The organism is Streptomyces sp. NBC_00158 (assembly GCF_045160885.1).
Lineage (GTDB): Bacteria > Actinomycetota > Actinomycetes > Streptomycetales > Streptomycetaceae > Streptomyces.
In genome coordinates this window covers 4189077-4207649 of record NZ_CP108161.1, presented here as the reverse complement: position 1 = coordinate 4207649, position 18573 = coordinate 4189077, and the positions used below count along the sequence as shown (strand labels likewise).

Sequence of the window (18573 nt, the reverse complement as noted above, 5' to 3'; positions counted from 1 at the left end):
ACCATGAGCACGACGACGACGGCCGAGCCGGCCTGGAGCCGAACGGACCGCGCCAAGGCCGCCGCGCAGCTGATGCTGGGCTGGGTGGCACTGCTGTGGGCGGTCGAGGCGGTCGACTACGCCACCGGGCACGCGCTGGACCGGTACGGGATCGCCGCGCGCGAGGCGGACGGCCTCACCGGGATACCCCTCGCGCCCTTCCTCCACTACGGCTTCGGCCACGTGTGGTCCAACAGCCTCCCGCTGCTGGTCCTCGGCTTCGCCGTCGCCCTCTCGGGCATCCGCCGCTTCCTGGCGGTCTGCGCGCTGGTCATCGTCGCCGACGGCCTCGGCGTCTGGCTGATCTCCCCGGCGCACAGCGTCACGGCTGGCGCCTCGGGCCTGGTCTACGGCCTCTTCGGCTACCTGCTGGTGCGTGGCTTCGTCGAGCGCAAGCTGCTGGGCATCGTGGTGGGCATCGCCGTCGCCGCCTACTACGGCGGCGGCATGTTCGTCGGCCTGCTCCCCCTGGACCCCGCCATCAGCTGGCAGGGCCACCTCTGCGGCCTCGCGGCCGGCATCGCGACGGCCCTGTACTACCGCCGTCCGGCCCGCGCCTCCGTCTAGAGCGCGAGCCCCCGCACCACCAGGTCGGCGAGCGCGCACACGAACAGGGCGATGCCGATGAACCCGTTGACCGTGAAGAACGCCCGGTTCAGGCGGGACAGGTCGTTCGGCTTGACGATGGTGTGCTCGTAGAGGAACGCCGCCGCGACGATCAGCAGGCCCAGCCAGAGGAAGGCGCCGCCGTCGGTGAGGACCGCGTACCAGGCCAGCAGGGCCGTGGTGACCGCGTGGCAGCCGCGGGCGCCCCACAGGGCGGCCGGGACGCCGAAGCGGGCCGGGACCGACTTGACGCCGTCCGCGCGGTCGGAGTCCACGTCCTGGCAGGCGTAGATGAGGTCGAAGCCGCCGATCCAGACGCCGATGGCGAGTCCGAGGACCACCGCCTCCCACGACCACTCGCCGGTGATCGCGAGCCAGGCGCCGACCGGCCCCATGGCCTGCGCGAGGCCCAGGATGGCCTGCGGGAAGTTCGTGAAGCGCTTGCCGTACGGGTAGACCACCATCGGGATGACGGCGACCGGAGCCAGCGCCAGGCACAGCGGGTTCAGCAGGGCGGCCGCACCGAGGAAGACGGCCAGTGCGATCCCCGCGCCGGTCCAGGCGGACCGCACCGAGACCGCGCCCGTGACGAGCTCGCGCCCGGCGGTGCGCGGGTTGCGGGCGTCGATCTCGCGGTCGATGATCCGGTTGGCGGCCATCGCGAAGGTGCGCAGGCCCACCATGCAGACGGTGACGAGCAGCAGCTCGGTCCAGTGCATCCGCCCGTCGAGCCGGAACATGGCCGTCAGCGCGGCGATGTACGCGAAGGGCAGCGCGAAGACCGAGTGCTCGATCATCACGAGCCGCAGGAAGGCCTTCACCCTGCCGGGTGCCTGCGGGGTCGGTCCGGAGCCGATGACGCCGTCGGCGGTGGTCATGCCAGGCTCCTGCGGAACTCTTCGAGGTCGGCGCGGAGGCTGTCCACGGCCTCCGGGGTGATGTCCAGGGTGAGCGGGGGGACCTCCTCGCCCTCCGGCGGGGTGATCCGGGCCAGGAAGCCGCAGTCGTCGCAGGCCGGGCGGCCCTCCAGGCTCAGCACGGGGCCGGCCTCGACGGTGAACGGCTCGGTCTCGGCGAAGGACAGCTCGGCGAGCAGGCGCTCGGCGAAGTCGTCGGCGTCCGCGTCGCGCAGACCGGGCAGCTCGAAGCCGCCGCCGCCGTCCTCGTCGTCCCACATCAGCGCCCAGACGCCGCCGGGTCCGACGAACTCCTCGGGGCTGACGCCCGCCTCCTGGGCGGCCTCGCGGACCTCCGGGTCGGCCGGGTCGAGTTCCGGGCGCACGAGGGCCACGTACGTGGTCTCGTCGCCGATGAAGAGGGCGGGGCCGCCCATGCCGAAGGGGCTCACAGCCCGTACTCCTTCCAGCGGCGGTCCACCAGGGCCGCCGTCGCCGGGTCGGACTCGACCATGTCGGGCCAGCCGCCGTCGCGGGTGTAGCCCTCCTCCGGCAGCTTCTTGGTCGCGTCGATGCCCGCCTTGCCTCCCCAGAACTGCTGGTAGGAGGCGTGGTCCAGGTGGTCCACCGGCCCCTCGACCACGGTCAGGTCGCGGGAGTAGTCGGTGTTGCCGAGCGCCCGCCAGGAGACCTCGTGGAGGTCGTGGACGTCGCAGTCCTTGTCGACCACGATGATCAGCTTGGTCAGCGACATCATGTGGGCGCCCCAGATGGCGTGCATGACCTTCTGGGCGTGCTTGGGGTACTTCTTGTCGATCGAGACGATCGCGCAGTTGTGGAAGCCGCCCGACTCGGGCAGGTGGTAGTCCACGATGTCCGGCACGATGATCTTGAGGAGCGGGAGGAAGAACCGCTCCGTCGCGCGGCCCAGCGGGCCGTCCTCCGTCGGCGGCCGCCCGACCACGATCGACTGGAGCAGCGGGCGCTTCCGCATCGTCACGCAGTCGATCTTCAGCGCGGGGAAGGGCTCCTGCGGGGTGTAGAAGCCGGTGTGGTCGCCGAAGGGGCCCTCGGGGAGCATCTCCCCGGGCTCCAGCCAGCCCTCGACGACGACCTCGGCGTTGGCCGGGACCTGGAGCGGGACCGTCTTGCAGTCGACCATCTCGATCCGCTTGCCCGCGACGAACCCGGCGAACAGGTACTCGTCGATGTCGCCCGGCAGCGGCGCGGTGGAGGCGTAGGTGACGGCGGGCGGGCAGCCGAAGGCGATCGCGACCGGCAGCCGCTCGCCGCGCGCGGCGGCGACGGCGTAGTGGTTGCGGCTGTCCTTGTGGATCTGCCAGTGCATGCCGATGGTGCGCTTGTCGTGGCGCTGGAGCCGGTAGAGGCCGAGGTTGCGGACCCCGGTCTCGGGGTGCTTGGTGTGGGTGAGGCCCAGGTTGAAGAAGGAGCCGCCGTCCTTGGGCCAGGTGAAGAGGGCCGGGAGCTGGTCGAGGTCGACGTCGTCGCCGGTGAGGACGACCTCCTGGACGGGCGCGGACTCGCCCTTCACCTTCTTCGGCGGTACGTGGACCATCGAGCCGAGCTTGCCGAAGGCCTCGCGGACGCCGATGAAGCCCTGGGGCAGCTCGGGCTTGAGGAGGCCGCCGATCTTCTCGCTGATCTCGCCGTACGACTTGAGGCCGAGGGCCTTCAGGAGGCGGCGGTCGGTGCCGAAGACGTTCATGGCCAGCGGCATCGCCGAGCCTTTGACGTTCTCGAAGAGCAGGGCCGGGCCGCCGGCCTTGTTCACTCTGTCGACGATCTCCCCGACCTCCAGGTACGGGTCGACTTCGGCCTTGATGCGCTTGAGGTCGCCCTCCCGCTCCAGAGCCCGGAGCAGCGAGCGGAGATCGTCGTAAGCCATGGAGCCCAGTATCCGTCACCCCATACCCTGGAACCGTCACCGGGGCCCCGCGCGGGTCCGCCGTCACTTCCCGGGAGTCGGTCCCACACCGTGCTGCGCTATCTGCCGTTCCTGCTGATCCTGGCGCTGACCATCTACGCCTTCATCGACTGCCTGAACACCCCGGAGGAGGAGGTCAAGCACCTGCCGAAGACGGTCTGGGTGCTGATCATCCTGCTGTTCTCGATCGTCGGCCCGGTGGTGTGGCTCTTCGCGGGCCGCAAGCGCTCCGCGGTCGGCGGCGGCGGTGGCGGTGGCCGGGCGCGCCGGCAGCAGTGGGTGGCGCCCGACGACAACCCGGAGTTCCTGAAGTCCCTGCGCGAGGAGCAGGAGAAGAACAGGGACGAGGACGGGAAGAAGGACAAGGACAAGGAGTAGGGGCAGGCGTCACCGGGCCCAGGGCAGGACCCTGGTGCCCTCGGTACCGGGTACCGAGACGACCCCGTCGGCGCGCATGACGACGTACGCCTCGAAGTCCTCGGGGGCGTGGATCCGGCGCGGGACGCCGGGCGGCAGGACGAGGGTCCGTCCGGCGGACACCTTCTCGGTGCGGCCGCCGCAGGTGACCTCCAGTGAGCCGGCGGTGAGCAGCCAGACCTGTTCGCGGCTGACGGCGTGGTCGGGGCCGGTGGCCCCGGCGGGCATGCCGACGTGCCAGGTGGAGAGCTCGGAGCTGCCGCGGCTGGGGGCGGCGAGGCCGGTCATGGTGGCGTTGGGGGTGGCGGTGACGTTCTCGGGGGAAGCGCTGATGACGTGCAAGGCGGGGTCCTCTTCCGTTCCGTGGAGTGCGCGGGGCCGCCGCGGAACACGCGGCGACAGAGGTAAGTAAAGGCTCTTTACTCATGCGAGTCAAGAGTCTTTACTCGCATGCCCCGCATGCCACCATGTCCGCGTGACTTCCAACGAAGAGACTTCCGGCGTCGAGCTGACGTTCCTCCTCGGGATCGGCTTCCAGCTGATGCTCGGCGAGTTCACCCGGCGCCTCGCCGACGAGGGCTACGCGGACCTGCGCCCCCTGCACGGCATGGCCTTCCAGGCCCTCAAGGGCCCCGGCGCCACCGCCAGCGAGCTGGCCGAGCGGCTAGGGGTGACCAAGCAGGCCGCCGGGCAGATCGTCGACGACCTGGAGAAGCGCGGCTACGTCCGGCGCGAGCCGCACCCGGAGGGCGGGCGCCGCAAGCTCGTCGTCCTGACCCCGGCCGCCGAACAGCACCTGGCCACCGCCGGACGCGTACTGCACGGGCTGGAGGCCGAGCTGGCCGGGCGGGCCGACCTCGGCGCCCTGCGCGGGGAGCTGGCGCGCGTCATCCGCGCCCTGCACGGGGGCGAGGGGCTGCCGCCGCTGCGCCCGGTCTGGTGACCCCGCCGACGTGATCAAAAGCGGCCGGAAAGATCATTGAACGCGTTCAACCCCGCTGGCAGAATCAGGCCATGCCACCGCCGCGCACCCGGCCCGGGATCCGGATCATCGACACGGTCCTGCGCAACCTGCTCGCGTACGGGGTGCTCACCTGCGCCCTGCTCGCCATGACGGGCGGCTGGGACCCGCAGCGCCAGACCGCGCGCCCCGTCCCCGCCGTGTACGACGCCGACATCTCCGAGATCGTCGGCACCTGGCGCTGCGTGGACGGCACCGAAGTGGTCTTCCGGGCCGACGGCAGCGCCGACGTCACCCTCCTCGACGGCCAGGAACGCGACTACGCCGCCGGCTGGCGGCTCTCGGGCCCCGGATCCTGGCGGCTCACCGCCGAACAGCCCGCCGGCCGCACCCTCGGCCAGCACCTGCGGCTGCGGCTGCCCGCCCCGACCGCCACCGCCGTCCGCTCCGGCACGGCCCCCGCCGCGGGGCCGCCGCAGCGGTACGCGTGGACCTTCGAGCTGCGCCGCGACGAGCGCGGGGCGCTGGAGCTGTACTTCGGTTTCCTCCTCGGGACCGGCCCCGCGCGCGGCGCCTACGTCCTGGAGAAGGACGAGTAGGAGGCGCGCAGCTCCGCCCAGCGGGCGTCGGTCCAGGCCGCCCAGTCCGTCGGATGCCCGGCCATGAAGGCCTCCAGCCGCTCGAAGTGGTCGTGCCAGCCGGCCAGGCAGTCCAGGCGCTCCTCCTCGGAGCCGCCGCGCTCGTTCAGGAAGCGGACCACCGTCGAGTCGGTGCCGACCGCCTCCAGGTGGAAGCGGATCCGCCCGTGCTCGGAGACCGTGTACTCGGCGACCCGCTCGATGTCCCAGGCGGTGACCTGCCCGGACACGGTGGTGCCGGTGTTGGGCCAGCGCAGGGTGACGGCCCCGCCCAGCCGGCGTTCCAGCACGTCCGCCGCCGCCAGCCAGCCGAGCAGCCCTTCCGACGTGGTCAGGGCGGGCCACAGGGCCTCGTACGCGTACGGCAGGTGCATCTCGAAGCGGATCGTCCAGCGGCCGGGGCCGCGCGGCTCGCTGGTGGCATGGCTCACGGGAGACATACCACCAGCGTCCCACTCCCCCGGGTCAGACGCCCGCGTACGAGTGCTTGCCGCTGAGCAGGATGTTCACGCCGTAGTAGTTCCAGATCCAGCAGGCGAAGGCGAAGAGCGCCAGGTAGGCGGCCTTGCGGCCCTTCCAGCCGGCCGTGGCCCGCGCGTGCAGGTAGCAGGCGTACGCCACCCAGGTCACGAAGGACCAGACCTCCTTGGGGTCCCAGCCCCAGTAGCGGCCCCACGCGTCGCCCGCCCAGATGGCGCCCGCGACGATGGTGAAGGTCCACAGCGGGAAGACCGCCGCGTTGATCCGGTACGAGAACTTGTCGAGCGAGGCCGCCGAGGGCAGCCGCTCCAGCACCGAGCTGCGGAACTTCCCGACGGTCCGGCCCGCCTCCAGGTGGCTCTCGTAGCTGTCGCGGAACAGGTAGAGCACCGCGCCGGCCGCGCCGATGTAGAAGACCGCGCCGCAGAAGATGGCGGTGGAGACGTGGATCCACAGCCAGTACGAGTGCAGGGCCGGGACCAGCTGGTCGCTCTCGGTGTAGAGCCAGGTGGTGGCGATGCCGAGGTCCAGCAGGACCGTCGTGACCAGGATCAGGCCGAGCCAGCGGACGTTCTTCTTCAGCGCCAGCAGCGCCAGGTACGCGCCGACCGCGACCGTGGAGAAGGTCACCGAGAACTCGTACATGTTGCCCCAGGGGGCCCGCTCCACCGACATCGCGCGGGAGACCACGCCGCCCGCCTCGATGAGGAAGCCGAGCACGGTCAGCGAGACCGCGATCCGCCCGTACAGGTCGCCCTGGTCGGTGCCGCCGGCCGCGCCCGGGCCGTCCGGGACGTCCCGGGTGCCCGACGCGGAGCGGGTGACGACCTCCGGCTTGTCGAGGACGGCCGTACCCCCGCCCTTCTGGCGGACCTGGACGGCGGGGGCCGCGCCGGCCGTCGCCTTCGACGCCGTCAGCGCGGCGGCCGTACGGCCCACCTTGCTGCGGCTGCCGAAGACCCACTCGGTGATGTGCGCGAGGAAGGCGAGCGTGTAGACCGCCATCGACGCGTACACCAGCTTGTTGCTGAGATCGGCGAGGCTCTCGTTCGTCGCCGCCGCGAGCAGCGTCGTCATGCGCGCTCCCCTTCTTCCTCTGTGGTTACTGCTTCGGCCGGGCTCGGCGCCCGCTCGTACAGGGCGGCGCAGAGCACGGACAGCTCCTCCGGCAGCTTCGCCGACTCGCTGCGGCCCAGACCCGCCAGCTCCACGACCGTCACGCCGTCCTTGCCCCGGACCGCACGGACCCAGATCCGGCGGCGCTGGATGAACAGGGACGCGGCGAGACCGCCGATGGCGATGACCGCGCCGCCCAGGGCCAGCCCGTTGGCGGGCTGCTGGGTGACCGAGAAGGTGGCCCAGCGCTCGATGCCCTCGAACTTCACGGTGCCCGCGCCGTCCGGCAGGGTCATCGTCTCGCCCGGCAGCAGGCGCTGCTTGAAGAGCTGCCCCTCGGGGTTCTTGAACTCCTGCATCTTGGAGGTGTTCAGCTGGTACACGTTCTGCGGCAGGCCCGCGTCGACGCCCAGGCTGCCGTGGTAGGCGCTGAGGGCGAGGACGGGGAAGTCCAGGGCCGGGAACTGCGAGAGCATCGTGCCCTTGCCCTCGCCCGCGAACGTCGGCACGAACATGGCGTTGAAGCCGAGCTGTTCCTTGTCGCCGTTCTTGTTGCGGTAGCCGTCCGGGACCTTGACCGCGCCCGAGGAGCTCAGGTTGGAGTCGAAGGGCAGCATCGGCACGGCGTCCTTGTAGATCACCTTGCCGGTGGGGTCGGTCACGGAGATGACCGGCGCGTAGCCGTGGCCCAGCAGGAAGATCTTCGAGCCGTCGATCTCCAGCGGCTCGTTGACCTCGATCTCGGCCTTCTTCGGCTCCCCGTGCGCGCCCTCGCTGTAGGTGACGTACGCCTTGAAGTCGCGCGGGGTGCCCTTCTGGGGGCCGGTCTTCTCGTAGCTGGCGTCGAACTTGTCCAGGGTGAACGAGAACGGCGGCAGGTTGTCGGAGGAGAAGAGGCTGCCGGACTTGAAGTCGTCGTACTGGGTGAGCGTGTTCGCGAAGCCCTTGCCGCGCAGGACGAGCTTGCCGCCCTCGGACTTGAAGAGCTGGCCCCACGCGAAGGCCACCAGCATCACGATCAGGGCGATGTGGAAGGCCAGGTTTCCGGCCTCGCGGAGGTAGCCCTTCTCGGCGGCGACGGCGTCGCCGCCGGACTCCGTACGGAAACCCCGCTTCCGCAGCAGCGTCCCGCCCTCGGCGAGGACCTCCTCCGGGGAGGCCTCCGTACGCCACGTCGCGTACGCCGGCAGCCGCTTCAGGTGGCGCGGCGCGCCCGGCGGGCGGCCGGTGAGCTGGCCGACGAACTGCCAGGTGCGCGGGACGATGCAGCCGATCAGCGACACGAACAGCAGGATGTAGATCGCGGAGAACCACACCGAGCTGTAGACGTCGAAGAGCTGGAGCTTCTCGGCGACGGGCACCCAGAACTCGTGCTTGTCCTTCCACTCGGCGACCTTCATCGGGTCCACCTGCGTCTGGGGGACGAGGGAGCCCGGGATGGAGCCGAGGGAGAGCAGGAAGAGCAGGATCAGCGCCACGCGCATGGAGGTGAGCTGGCGCCAGAACCAGCGGGCCCAGCCGACCACCCCGATGCCGACGGGCGCGGCCGCGCTCTCCTCGACGGGGGCCGTGGAGAGCTGCGCTCCGGCGGCGGCGTCGGTCTCGGCCTCGGCCTCGACCCCGGCCTCGTTGGGCGCCTCGACGGGCGCCTTGTCGGTCGTACTCATGTCCGTGTAGTCCTCAGATCCCCACCGTGAACGTCTCGGTCCAGCTCTGCATCTCGGTGACGATGCTGTCCCACATTCCTGTGACAAGCAGGATTCCGGTGAGGACCAGCATGCCTCCGCCGATGCGCATCACCCATGCATAGTGCTTCTTCACCCAGCCGAAAGCGCCGAGCGCCTTGCGGAAGGCGATCGCGGCGAGGATGAACGGTACGCCGAGGCCCAGGCAGAAGACCGTGGTGAGCAGGGCGCCCCGCCCGGCGCTCGCCTGCTCGAAGGCGAGGGTGTTCACGGCGGCGAAGGTCGGCCCCATGCAGGGGGTCCAGCCGATGCCGAAGAGGACGCCGAGCACGGGAGCGCCCAGGAGCCCGGCTGCGGGCTTCTTGTGGAAGCGGAACTCCCGCATCGTCAGGCCGGGGATCAGGCCCATGAAGAACAGGCCGAGAACGATGACCAGCGCTCCGAGGACCTGGGAGATCACCTGCTGGTGGGCCTGCAGGGTCTGGCCGAAGTACCCGAAGAGCGCGCCGGTGGACACGAAGACGGCGGTGAAGCCCAGCACGAAGAGCGAGGCCCCGGCCGCCATCCGGCCGCGCCGGGCCTCCGCCAGGTCGGCCCCGCCCACCCCGGTGACGTAGGAGAGGTAGCCGGGAACGAGCGGCAGCACGCAGGGGGAGAAGAAGGAGACCAGACCGCCGAACAGGGCGATCGGCAGGGCGGCCAGCAGCCCCCCGTTCAGGACCGTGGTGTTCACGCCGGTCGCCTCGGCGGCCAGCAGGAGGTACGGGGTCACCAGGTCACTGCTCCGCGAGGAGCGGGTCGATCATCGAGCGCAGCTGCTCCTCGTTGACCGCGACGAGGGTGCGGGCGGCGATCTTGCCCTGCTTGTCGAGGACGATCGTCGAGGGGATGGACTGCGCGTTGAGCGTGCCCTTGGGGAAGCGGAGCATCAGCTTGCCGTCGGGGTCGTAGAGGCTCGGGTAGGTGATCCCGAAGTTCTGCTCGAAGGCGGCGGCGTTCTGCTTGCTGTTGTCGCGGGTGTTGATGCCGACGAACGCGACGTCCTTGCCGCCGTCGGCCATGTCCTTGGAGACCTTCGCGAAGTACGGGGCCTCGGCGCGGCAGGGCGGGCACCAGGAGCCCCAGACGTTGAGGACCACGACCTTGCCCTTGAGGGTGGTGGTGTCGAGCGTCTTGCCCTCGACGGTCTCCCCGTCGAGCTTGGGGGCGTCGACGCGGTCGGCCTTGGCGACGGTGGAGATGCCGCTGGGGCCGGTCACGTAGTTGCCGCCGGCGGCACCGGCCGGCTTGCCGCCGCTGCCCGAATCTCCGCACGCGGACAGGGTCAGGGCGCTCGCGAGGGTGATCGCGGTCAGCAGGACGGCGCGGCCGCTGGTCGAGCGGCGGCTGGTTCGAGGTGAACGCGCGCGGCTAAGGCTCATGTGAAAAGTTTCGCATGACCGATTTGCGGATCTTCCGCACCCCCCGACGGCCTGCCGACCACCTGTCAAAGCGCTGGTCAGGGGCTGTCAGGGAGTGGCGGAAAGGTTTCTCCAACCGCCGGACGGGGCCTGGCCGGGACCCAGCGTCCGCAGTCCGGCCAGCACTTTCGGGTCCTGGACGTCCAGCCAGTCGGTGAACTGCCGGAAGGATACGAGGCGTACATCCCTTTTGTCCGCCATGGTTTTGAGCGCCTCCTCGACGGCGTCCATGTAGATGCCGCCGTTCCACTCCTCGAAGTGGTTGCCGATGAAGAGGGGCGCGCGGTTGGTCTCGTAGGCCCGCCGGAAGCCGCCGAGGTAGGTGGCGGTGGCCTGGGCGCGCCAGACCGGATAGTTGGCCGCCACGCCCCTGGTGGTGTTCCGCGACTGGTTGGCGAGGATGTTGTAGTCCATCGACAGCACCTCGAAGGAGTGCCCGGGGAAGGGCAGCGACTGCAGCGGCAGGTCCCAGACCCCTTCCTTCTTCACCGGCCAGCGCTGGAGCCCGCCGGGCGAGCTGGAGTCGTAGCGCCAGCCGAGCGCACGGGCGGTGGGCAGCAGCGCGTCCTGCCCGAGCAGGCAGGGCGTGCGGGCGCCGGTGAGCTCCTTGCGGTAGTCGAAGGGGAGCGGTTCGAGGTCGGTGAAGCCGGTGTTGGTCCGCCAGCCGGTGACGAACGCCGTCGCCTGCTCGATCTCGCTGCGCCAGTCGTCGGGGGTCCAGTGGGCGACGGAACCGGCGCCGGAGCAGAAGTGGCCGTTGAAGTGGGTGCCGATCTCGTGGCCGTCGAGCCAGGCCTGGCGGACGTGGCGCAGGGTGCTGCGGACGTTCTCGTCCTTGAGGTAGCCGATGTCGGAGGCGCCGACGGGGTTGTTCGGGGGCCAGTAGAGGTCCTTCTTCGACTCGGGGAGGAGGTAGAGGCCGGAGAGGAAGAAGGTCATGGCCGCGCCGTGGTCCTTGGCGAGCCGGAGGAACCGCGGGAAGAGGCCGTTGCCGATCTCGCCGGCGCCGTCCCAGCTGAAGACGACGAACTGCGGCGGCGTCTCGCCGGGCTGGAGGGGCACGGGGCGGGGCGGCTGGTGCGGCTGGGGGCCGGTGTCGGCGGTGGATCCGTCCCCGATGGCCTTGACGGCGGCTATCGGCCCACCGCCGGTCGCCTTGCCGGCGGGGGCGTCGGGGCCGCAGCCCGCGATGCCGCCTGCGGCGGCTGCGGTGGCTGCGAGTCCGAGGCCGAGGAGTTCCCTTCGGGTGAGGGCGCGCGCATCGCTCATGAAACGTCATATAAACGGACGTATCGACAGACCCTGGGGGTCGACACGGCCCGCGATGCGGAACCTTTACGAAACCGGTCAAACCGTGACGGCTTGCCGCTGCCCTGGCCGTGCGGGCACGGCTGCCCTGCGGGGCGAGGTCCCCTACCCGCCCTTCCACCGTTCCCAGGGGCTGCGCCCCTGACCCCGGTACGGGCGCTGCGCGCCCGTCGCCTCAAACGCCGGCGGGGCTATAGATAGCCCCGCCGGCGTTTGAGGCGCGGGGGTCTGGGGGCGGAGCCCCCAGAAGGGGTCCGGGCGCAGCCCGGGGAACGGGCGAAGGGCGGGTAGGGGAGACGGCCCGCGCAGCGGCACCCGCGGCCGCGGACCGGCTCACGCCCCCGGAAGGGTGCGGGGCTACGCCCCGAAGGCCTTCGACTTGCCCTTCACCGGCTTCGCCCCCGCGAGGAGATGCGCGGGGACCAGGTCCCGCGCCGGCTCGCTGTAGCCCACCGACACCAGCTTGTCGTCCTGGTACGTGAACGACGTCAGCGAAGCGAGCGTGCACTGCCGCCGCCGCGGGTCGTGCCACAGCCGGCGCCGCTCCGCGAAGCTCCGTACGATCCAGATCGGCAGCTGGTGGCTGACCGCCACCGCCTCGTGCCCGCGCGCCGCGTCCCTCGCCGCCTCGATCGCGCTCATCATCCGCACGACCTGCTCGACGTACGGCTCGCCCCACGACGGCTTGAACGGGTTCGTCAGGTGCTTCCAGTTGCCCGGCTTGCGCAGCGCGCCGTCGCCGACGCCGAAGGTCTTGCCCTCGAAGACGTTGCCCGCCTCGATCAGCCGGCCGTCGGTGGCCAGCTCCAGGCCGTGCACCTTCGCGATCGGCGCGGCCGTCTCCTGCGCACGCTCCAGCGGCGAGGCCACCACGTAGGTGACGTCCCGCTCCTGGAGGTGCTCGGCGACCCGGTCGGCCATCTGCCGGCCCAGCTCGGAGAGGTGGTAGCCGGCCCGGCGCCCGTACAGGACGCCCTCCGGGTTGTGCACCTCTCCGTGCCGCACTACGTGGACGACGGTGATGTCGCTCATGCCGTCGCCTCCGCCGCCGCACGCGCCGCGGCCGGCAGCGCGGCCGCGATCCGCTCGACCGCCCGCTCGTCGTGGGCCGTGGACACGAACCAGGACTCGAACGCCGACGGCGGCAGGTACACGCCCTGCGACAGCATCGAGTGGAAGAACGCGTTGAAGCGGAAGCCTTCCTGCTTCTTCGCGTCGTCGTAGTCGCGGACCTGCTCCCCGGTGAAGAACACCGAGAACATGTTGGACGCGGTCTGAAGGCGGTGCACCACGCCCTCCTTGCTCAGCGCCGCCGTCACCAGGCCCTGGATCTCCTTCGAGACCGCGTCGACCTTCTCGTACGCCGCGTCGTCGAGCAGCCGCAGCTGCGCGAGACCGGCGGCGGTGGCGATCGGGTTACCGGAGAGCGTGCCCGCCTGGTAGACCGGGCCGGCCGGGGCCAGGTGCCCCATGACGTCCGCGCGGCCGCCGAACGCCGCCGCCGGGAAGCCGCCGCCCATGACCTTGCCGAAGGTCATCAGGTCGGGCTTGACCCCGTCCACCCCGTACCAGCCGGCGCGGGAGGTGCGGAAACCGGTCATCACCTCGTCGGAGATGTACAGCGCGCCGTTCTCGCGGCACAGGTCGGCGAGGCCCTGGTTGAAGCCCTCGGCCGGGGTGACGACGCCCATGTTGCCGGGCGCGGCCTCGGTGATCACGCAGGCGATCTCGCCCGGGTGCGCGGCGAAGGCGGCCCGGACCGCTTCGAGGTCGTTGTAGGGGAGCACGATCGTGTCGCCGGCCTGCGCGCCCGTGACACCGGGGGTGTCGGGAAGGGCGAAGGTGGCCAGCCCGGAACCGGCGGCGGCCAGCAGCGCGTCGACGTGTCCGTGGTAGCAGCCTGCGAACTTGACGACCTTGGCGCGACCGGTGAAGCCGCGGGCCAGCCGGATAGCCGACATGGTCGCCTCGGTGCCGGAGGACACCAGGCGGACCTGCTCGACGGGCTCGATACGGGCGACGATCTCCTCGGCGAGGGCGACCTCGCCCTCGCCGGGCGTGCCGAAGGAGGTGCCGCGGGCGACCGCCGCCTGCACCGCCTCGATCACCTCGGGGTGGGAGTGGCCGAGGATCATCGGCCCCCACGAGCAGACCAGGTCGACGTACTCGCGCCCGTCGGCATCGGTCAGGTAGGGACCGGTACCGGACACCATGAACCGGGGCGTACCGCCCACGGCACGGAAGGCGCGCACGGGAGAGTTCACGCCGCCGGGGGTCACGAGGGACGCGCGCTCGAAGAGCGTCTGCGAAACTGGGGCTTCATACGGGTACGGGTAGCTCACACGAGCCATGGTCTCAGAGGCCGCGACAGACTTGCGGAGGGGCGTTTCACCGCGCCGCCGCGGGGGAGGTCACTGCCATGATGATCAGGCTGCGTGGCGGGGGCCGCGGGGCCGGGGCAGGCAATACGTGTCGGGTGGAGATATGCAACGCGGTGGTGGACCGGGCGAGGGTACGGACGGCCTGGACCCGCAGCGCGCCCGTGAAGCCCGTGAAGCCCGCCGGCGCGGCAAGCATCGGCGGCGCGCGGCCGAGGCCGCCGAAGCCGCCGAGCCCGCACAGGGTGACGAGGCGGACGACGCGGAAGACACCGGCGGCCTGCCCAAGGGCCGCGGCATGGGAGTGACGTACAAGTACTTCGGCGCCCCCGACGGCGCCACCGCCGCGCGGGTCCCGCAGACGATGCGGCCGGAGGAGCTGGGCGGCGACGAGCTCGGCATGGGCGGCATGTTCACCAAGATCAAGCCGGAGACCATGGCCGCGATGGTCTTGACCGGCATCGAGGGCATACCCCTGCACAAGGTCCCCCCGCTGGAGCTCGTCGTCCTGCACCCCGACTACGCGGTGGTCAAGCTGCCCATGACGGTGGTGGACCCGCTGCGCGGGGTGGGCGAGGAGTCGGTGGGCGCGGCCGCCTTCATCTGGTCGACGGTCCCCGACCGCGGCGGCCCGCGCGACGCCTTCAACGTCTACCAGCTGCTGCACGAGTGGCAGGACTTCTCCCACCGCCTCCACGAGAACGGCCACCAGGCGTACTGCCTCGTCTGGCCGTGACCGGGCTTTCACCCATGGTGGGCAGCCTTCCGAGGGGACTGCCCGCCCCGGTTCGGAAGCCGCCCGCCAGGCGGCCAGGGCACACTCCTTGGGCAGCAGGCCGTCGTCCAAGGCCCGCGTCCTGGAGCTCGCGCATCCGGCCTGGATGGTGGACGGCTGGTTGAGTGAGCGCAGCTCGCGCCGTCCGAGGTGCGGTGATGTGGTTGCGGACCGTTGCCTCGTACCGGAGGGCGGTCGTCGGGCCGGCGGGATTCACGTCCGGCCATTTCTGCGCGTAGCCGGCGAGCGTCTCCTTGATCGCGCTGGGGACGACGTACGTGCCGTGCCACAGCCGGCGTCGACCTCGGCGGCCCGGCTGTCGCCAGCCGCCTCGGTCTCGAAGTTCCCCTTGTGCTGCTGCCCGCCGAGGTAGCGGTAGCGGACCCGCCAGCGCTCGCCGGTCCCGCGGTCGGCGGTCGGCGGTCGGCGGTCGGCGGTCGGCGGTCGGCGGTCGGCGGTCGGGGCCATCCACCCCGTACGGCTCCTGTACTCGGCGCAGCCGGCCTCCGGGGGCTTGCGGTGCGACTTGCGCCTGCGATCGTTCACATCGGTCAAAGGGCCTCTCGGATGCGTCGACGCTCTCCGCTTTGACGACACAACGGATTCGCGTGGCCGTTCAGCCCACACGGCTTCCTGACGTCACGTCACCCATGCAGACCATTTTTTCCGATTTGCGGTCTATTGCTGCGCAATATGCGTGAATACTCCCGCATGACGGCGCATCACATCGCTGGAAGGCAATCGTTCTGCGGCTCCCGCTCAGGGCGAGCCTTCGCACCGGCGCCGGCAGGGGGGCCTACGGCCCTGAGCAGCCATCGTCGAGGGCGCTCGGGATCCTCCTTCGGGAGGACTGAGACCCGAAGCAACAAGAAAGGTCCTGCCATGGCATTGGATGCCATCCGGTCGGCTCCACCCGACACAAGTCCCCAACGCAATCTGCTCAAACGGGGAGCCTTTGCCCTGCTCCCCACAGCGCTCCTAGCGGCCACCCTGATCCCGACCCTCGCCCACGCCGCAGAAGCCCCCGTGCTGCTGGGGACCACCGCCAGTTACGGGGTCCTGGCCGGTTCTACGGTCACCAACACGAACGACACCGTCATCAACGGTGACCTGGGGCTCTATCCGGGTACATCGGTGACCGGCTTCCCGCCCGGCATCGTCAACGGAGTGACGCGCGTCGCCCCCAACGCCGCCGCCGCCCAGGCGAAGTCCGACCTCGTCGTCGCCTACGACGACGCGGCAGGCCGGGGACCCGGGACCGTGCTCGCATCGTCCGAGATCGGCGGACTGACGCTGGCGCCCGGCGTCTACACTGCCCGTCGTTCATCCAACTCACCGGGACGGTCACACTCGACGGCCAGAACGACCCCAACTCCGTCTTCATCTTCCGAATCCCCTCGACCCTGACCACGGCTACCTCGAGTTCCGTGGAGTTCATCAACGGAGCAAGTGCCTGCAACGTGTTCTGGCAGGTGGGCAGCTCCGCCACCCTCGGCACGACCACCCAGTTCAAGGGCACCATCCTGGCCCTGCAGTCCATCACACTGAACAACAGCGCCGTGATCGAAGGCCGCGCCCTGGCGCGTGAGGCCGCGGTCACGATGGACAACAACACCATCACGAGGCCGACCTGCGCCGCCGGCCCGCCCGGGCCTCCCGGCCCGACCGGATCTCCCGGCCCCACCGGATCTCCCGGCCCCACCGGATCTCCCGGCCCCACCGGATCTCCCGGCCCCACCGGATCTCCCGGCCCGACCGGGCCGCCCGGACCGACGGGCGCACCCGGACCCACCGGCAGCCCCGGCGCCCCTGGCCCCGACGGAGCACCCGGACCCGCCGGACCCACCGGTTCTGCCGGACCCGCCGGACCCGCCGGACCCACCGGTTCTGCCGGACCCGCCGGACCCGCCGGACCCACCGGTTCTGCCGGACCCGCCGGACCCGCCGGACCCACCGGTTCTGCCGGACCTGCCGGACCTGCCGGACCCGCCGGACCCGCCGGGCCCGCCGGACCTGCCGGACCCGCCGGGCCCGCCGGGCCCAAGGGGCCTCGCGGCGACAAGGGCGAAAAGGGAGACTCGGGCGATCACGACCACGGCCACCACGGCCACCACGACGACGGCGACGGCGACGAGGGCGAACACGGTCGCGACGACTACGACCACGACGACGACGGCGAGCAGGGTCACGGTCACCACGACCAGGGCAAGCCCGGCCACGGTCACGACGACCACAACCAGGGCAAGCCCCCGTGGGCCGACTTCCTGCCGGGCGGCCTCGACGACGCCCTGGGCCACATGCTTCCCGGCCAGATGGCCAAGAACGTCAACTTCGCCCACGTGAGCACCGCCACCAGCCGGCAGCCGAAGTCGGCGTCGCCAGGCCTCGCCGCTACCAGCACGAGCAGCGGGACCGGCATCATGGCCGCCGCCGCAGCCGCCCTGGTATTCGTCGGAGGCTCGGCGGTCTTCGCGATGAAGAGAACCCGCCGGGGTGCGGCGACTCGACAGGACTAGTCGGCACAAGGCGAGCGTGACAGCCTCGCACCTCTGACCGATCGGTCTCGACAGCGCCCAAAGCCGAGCCCCTGGACACGTCGTCCAGGGGCTCGGTCCTCGGTGTCAGGATGCGTACCGCACGACGCTCACGGGTTCGGCGGGGAGGGCATCCGGGCGTCTCCCCAGGATTCGGCGGCGACGTACGCCTTGATGGCTTCGTTGATGAAGTGACGGGTACTGTCCGGGCTCAGTGCCTGGGCCTGCAGGTGGGCATACATGTCGCTGTAGAGCCTGACGTCGGATCGTTTTTCCAGATAGAGATCGCTGGTGAACCTTTCCAAATACACCACGCTCACGTCGGTAGCGTCGGCGAACTCGAGCAGCGCGAACTGCCCCGAGACACCGGGGTGCGCCCCCACGTCGTGGGGGAGGACCTGCAGGGTGATGTGCGGCTGGGCTCCAAGGTCGGTCAGATGCTCCAGTTGCTCACGCATGACCTCGCGGCTGCCCACGAGGCGCCGCAGTGCCGATTCGTCCAGTACAGCCCATAAGCGCAGCGGGTTTTCCGGGGTGGCAAGCCGGCGCTGGCGCCGCAGCCGCACCTGGAGACGCATGGCGGCCTGTTCGGCGGCGGCCTGAGGGATCGTTCCTGCGATGACCGCCCGAGCGTAGGCGGGAGTCTGCAGCAGGCCGGGGATCACCAGGGGCTCGAAGCATCGGATCGCCGCGGCCTCGGTTTCCAGGCCGATGTATGCGCCGTACGGGATATCGCCGTAGGCATTCCACCAGCCCTGCTGCCCCGATTCCCTGGCCAGGCGCATCAGCTGGTCAACAAGCCACTGGTCCTGAACCCCGTACAGCCTGCAGAGATCGCGCACGTCTCGCGGCTTGACGAGGCGGCGGCCGTTCTCCATGAGACTGATCTTGGGCTGGGAGATCAGCAGGCTCTCCGCCACCTGAGGGGTCGTCATACCCCTCATCTCCCGGAGCCTACGGAGCTCCGATCCCAGCCGGCGCCTGCTGACGGTGGGATTGACATTGACACCCACGGGCCGTGTACCTCCACTCGAAACCCTTGCGCTGGCAAGCAGATTGCCACGGCCAGGACACCTGGATCCACCGTGAGCCCGTGTCGCGCAAGTGATTCACGCCGGGCGCAGAGCGATCTGAATTTCACATCACACTTCACAGCGCTGACCACATTTTCCGGTCACAAAAAAAACAGGAATCAGGAAATCGCCCCAGAGTCGCCCGAGGAATCGAGTCCTGCACTCCCAGACCGCAGTTTTGCGCGAAACTCCGCTCCGCCAAAGGCCGCGCAGCAACCGCCCAGACAAGTCCCATTCCGATGAATTTCTGTGCAATATGCCA

21 protein-coding genes are annotated in these 18573 nt (G+C 70.6%); 7 read left to right on the top strand and 14 right to left on the bottom strand.

The genetic code is table 11. The features are described 5' to 3' along the window. Nucleotides 1–3 precede the first annotated feature (3 nt). Nucleotides 4–606 carry a rhomboid family intramembrane serine protease gene (locus OG553_RS19490; RefSeq protein WP_405980209.1) on the top strand — a complete coding sequence of 201 codons (603 nt, stop codon included), beginning with the start codon at nucleotides 4–6 and terminating at the stop codon, nucleotides 604–606. On the opposite strand, the gene mqnP is transcribed toward OG553_RS19490, so the two are convergent. The 3 genes from mqnP to OG553_RS19475 are packed head-to-tail and all read right to left on the bottom strand — an operon-like array spanning nucleotide 603 to nucleotide 3447. Next, nucleotides 603–1523 (bottom strand): menaquinone biosynthesis prenyltransferase MqnP, encoded by a 921-nt coding sequence (gene mqnP, locus OG553_RS19485; protein ID WP_405980208.1) that lies wholly within the window; start codon nucleotides 1521–1523, stop codon nucleotides 603–605. The genes OG553_RS19490 and mqnP overlap by 4 nt on opposite strands. Continuing rightward, nucleotides 1520–1993, bottom strand: a complete 474-nt coding sequence (locus OG553_RS19480) for a hypothetical protein (RefSeq protein WP_405980207.1) — start codon at nucleotides 1991–1993, stop codon at nucleotides 1520–1522. The genes mqnP and OG553_RS19480 overlap by 4 nt, the downstream gene beginning before the upstream one ends. Beyond that, nucleotides 1990–3447: a menaquinone biosynthesis decarboxylase gene (locus OG553_RS19475; RefSeq protein ID WP_351882576.1), complete on the bottom strand. Its 1458-nt coding sequence runs from the start codon at nucleotides 3445–3447 to the stop codon at nucleotides 1990–1992. Before OG553_RS19475 ends, OG553_RS19480 begins: the two co-directional genes overlap by 4 nt. 90 nt (nucleotides 3448–3537) lie before the next feature. On the opposite strand from OG553_RS19475, the gene OG553_RS19470 reads away from it, so the two are divergent. Next, nucleotides 3538–3864: a PLD nuclease N-terminal domain-containing protein gene (locus tag OG553_RS19470; RefSeq protein ID WP_405980206.1), complete on the top strand. Its 327-nt coding sequence runs from the start codon at nucleotides 3538–3540 to the stop codon at nucleotides 3862–3864. A gap of 9 nt (nucleotides 3865–3873) precedes the next feature. On the opposite strand, the gene OG553_RS19465 is transcribed toward OG553_RS19470, so the two are convergent. Further along, nucleotides 3874–4245, bottom strand: a complete 372-nt coding sequence (locus OG553_RS19465) for a cupin domain-containing protein (RefSeq protein WP_405980205.1) — start codon at nucleotides 4243–4245, stop codon at nucleotides 3874–3876. Nucleotides 4246–4378: 133 nt separating this feature from the next. On the opposite strand from OG553_RS19465, the gene OG553_RS19460 reads away from it, so the two are divergent. After that, nucleotides 4379–4846: a MarR family winged helix-turn-helix transcriptional regulator gene (locus OG553_RS19460; RefSeq protein ID WP_405980204.1), complete on the top strand. Its 468-nt coding sequence runs from the start codon at nucleotides 4379–4381 to the stop codon at nucleotides 4844–4846. Between the two features lie 71 nt (nucleotides 4847–4917). Continuing rightward, complete coding sequence (locus OG553_RS19455; RefSeq protein WP_405980203.1) at nucleotides 4918–5463, top strand: hypothetical protein; 546 nt, start codon at nucleotides 4918–4920, stop codon at nucleotides 5461–5463. On the opposite strand, the gene OG553_RS19450 is transcribed toward OG553_RS19455, so the two are convergent. The 8 genes from OG553_RS19450 to hemL form a co-directional block, all read right to left on the bottom strand. Beyond that, complete coding sequence (locus OG553_RS19450; RefSeq protein ID WP_405980202.1) at nucleotides 5439–5942, bottom strand: SRPBCC domain-containing protein; 504 nt, start codon at nucleotides 5940–5942, stop codon at nucleotides 5439–5441. The two genes, OG553_RS19455 and OG553_RS19450, sit on opposite strands and share 25 nt — an antisense overlap. Before the next feature lie 25 nt (nucleotides 5943–5967). Beyond that, nucleotides 5968–7059 carry a c-type cytochrome biogenesis protein CcsB gene (gene ccsB / locus OG553_RS19445; RefSeq protein WP_405980201.1) on the bottom strand — a complete coding sequence of 364 codons (1092 nt, stop codon included), beginning with the start codon at nucleotides 7057–7059 and terminating at the stop codon, nucleotides 5968–5970. Continuing rightward, a complete protein-coding gene (locus tag OG553_RS19440) occupies nucleotides 7056–8765 on the bottom strand; it encodes a cytochrome c biogenesis protein ResB (RefSeq protein WP_405980200.1) in 1710 nt (569 codons plus the stop codon). The genes ccsB and OG553_RS19440 overlap by 4 nt, the downstream gene beginning before the upstream one ends. A gap of 13 nt (nucleotides 8766–8778) precedes the next feature. Continuing rightward, nucleotides 8779–9540, bottom strand: a complete 762-nt coding sequence (locus OG553_RS19435; protein ID WP_405983079.1) for a cytochrome c biogenesis CcdA family protein — start codon at nucleotides 9538–9540, stop codon at nucleotides 8779–8781. Nucleotides 9541–9559: 19 nt separating this feature from the next. Continuing rightward, a complete protein-coding gene (locus tag OG553_RS19430) occupies nucleotides 9560–10204 on the bottom strand; it encodes a TlpA family protein disulfide reductase (protein WP_405980199.1) in 645 nt (214 codons plus the stop codon). Nucleotides 10205–10291: 87 nt separating this feature from the next. Continuing rightward, nucleotides 10292–11512, bottom strand: a complete 1221-nt coding sequence (locus OG553_RS19425) for a hypothetical protein (RefSeq protein WP_405980198.1) — start codon at nucleotides 11510–11512, stop codon at nucleotides 10292–10294. A 396-nt stretch (nucleotides 11513–11908) separates the two neighbouring features. After that, on the bottom strand, nucleotides 11909–12583 hold the full coding sequence (locus tag OG553_RS19420) for a histidine phosphatase family protein (protein ID WP_405980197.1): 675 nt from the start codon (nucleotides 12581–12583) through the stop codon (nucleotides 11909–11911). Further along, complete coding sequence (gene hemL, locus OG553_RS19415) at nucleotides 12580–13902, bottom strand: glutamate-1-semialdehyde 2,1-aminomutase (protein ID WP_405980196.1); 1323 nt, start codon at nucleotides 13900–13902, stop codon at nucleotides 12580–12582. The genes OG553_RS19420 and hemL overlap by 4 nt, the downstream gene beginning before the upstream one ends. A gap of 325 nt (nucleotides 13903–14227) precedes the next feature. Here hemL and OG553_RS19410 point away from each other — a divergent pair, with 325 nt between their 5' ends. Then, a complete protein-coding gene (locus OG553_RS19410; protein WP_007264729.1) occupies nucleotides 14228–14665 on the top strand; it encodes a hypothetical protein in 438 nt (145 codons plus the stop codon). A 252-nt stretch (nucleotides 14666–14917) separates the two neighbouring features. Here the strand turns inward: OG553_RS19410 and OG553_RS19405 are convergent, their stop codons facing one another. Next, a complete protein-coding gene (locus OG553_RS19405) occupies nucleotides 14918–15250 on the bottom strand; it encodes a hypothetical protein (RefSeq protein ID WP_405980195.1) in 333 nt (110 codons plus the stop codon). A 480-nt stretch (nucleotides 15251–15730) separates the two neighbouring features. Between OG553_RS19405 and OG553_RS19400 the strand changes: the two genes are divergently transcribed. Both OG553_RS19400 and OG553_RS19395 read left to right on the top strand, forming a co-directional pair. Next, complete coding sequence (locus OG553_RS19400; protein WP_405980194.1) at nucleotides 15731–16111, top strand: ice-binding family protein; 381 nt, start codon at nucleotides 15731–15733, stop codon at nucleotides 16109–16111. Continuing rightward, nucleotides 16030–17220, top strand: coding sequence for an ice-binding family protein (locus tag OG553_RS19395; RefSeq protein WP_405983078.1), 1191 nt, complete (start codon nucleotides 16030–16032; stop codon nucleotides 17218–17220). Before OG553_RS19400 ends, OG553_RS19395 begins: the two co-directional genes overlap by 82 nt. Before the next feature lie 128 nt (nucleotides 17221–17348). Here OG553_RS19395 and OG553_RS19390 read toward each other — a convergent pair whose 3' ends face one another. Beyond that, complete coding sequence (locus OG553_RS19390; protein WP_405980193.1) at nucleotides 17349–18251, bottom strand: helix-turn-helix domain-containing protein; 903 nt, start codon at nucleotides 18249–18251, stop codon at nucleotides 17349–17351. Nucleotides 18252–18573 lie beyond the last annotated feature (322 nt).

Coding starts and splice junctions, on each gene's coding strand:
- OG553_RS19490 (WP_405980209.1), top strand. CDS start 4: ATGAGCACGACGACGACGGCCGAGCCGGCCTGGAGCCGAACGGACCGC.
- mqnP (WP_405980208.1), bottom strand. CDS start 1,523: ATGACCACCGCCGACGGCGTCATCGGCTCCGGACCGACCCCGCAGGCA.
- OG553_RS19475 (WP_351882576.1), bottom strand. CDS start 3,447: ATGGCTTACGACGATCTCCGCTCGCTGCTCCGGGCTCTGGAGCGGGAG.
- OG553_RS19455 (WP_405980203.1), top strand. CDS start 4,918: ATGCCACCGCCGCGCACCCGGCCCGGGATCCGGATCATCGACACGGTC.
- OG553_RS19450 (WP_405980202.1), bottom strand. CDS start 5,942: ATGTCTCCCGTGAGCCATGCCACCAGCGAGCCGCGCGGCCCCGGCCGC.
- ccsB (WP_405980201.1), bottom strand. CDS start 7,059: ATGACGACGCTGCTCGCGGCGGCGACGAACGAGAGCCTCGCCGATCTC.
- OG553_RS19440 (WP_405980200.1), bottom strand. CDS start 8,765: ATGAGTACGACCGACAAGGCGCCCGTCGAGGCGCCCAACGAGGCCGGG.
- OG553_RS19430 (WP_405980199.1), bottom strand. CDS start 10,204: ATGAGCCTTAGCCGCGCGCGTTCACCTCGAACCAGCCGCCGCTCGACC.
- OG553_RS19425 (WP_405980198.1), bottom strand. CDS start 11,512: ATGAGCGATGCGCGCGCCCTCACCCGAAGGGAACTCCTCGGCCTCGGA.
- OG553_RS19420 (WP_405980197.1), bottom strand. CDS start 12,583: ATGAGCGACATCACCGTCGTCCACGTAGTGCGGCACGGAGAGGTGCAC.
- hemL (WP_405980196.1), bottom strand. CDS start 13,902: ATGGCTCGTGTGAGCTACCCGTACCCGTATGAAGCCCCAGTTTCGCAG.
- OG553_RS19410 (WP_007264729.1), top strand. CDS start 14,228: ATGGGAGTGACGTACAAGTACTTCGGCGCCCCCGACGGCGCCACCGCC.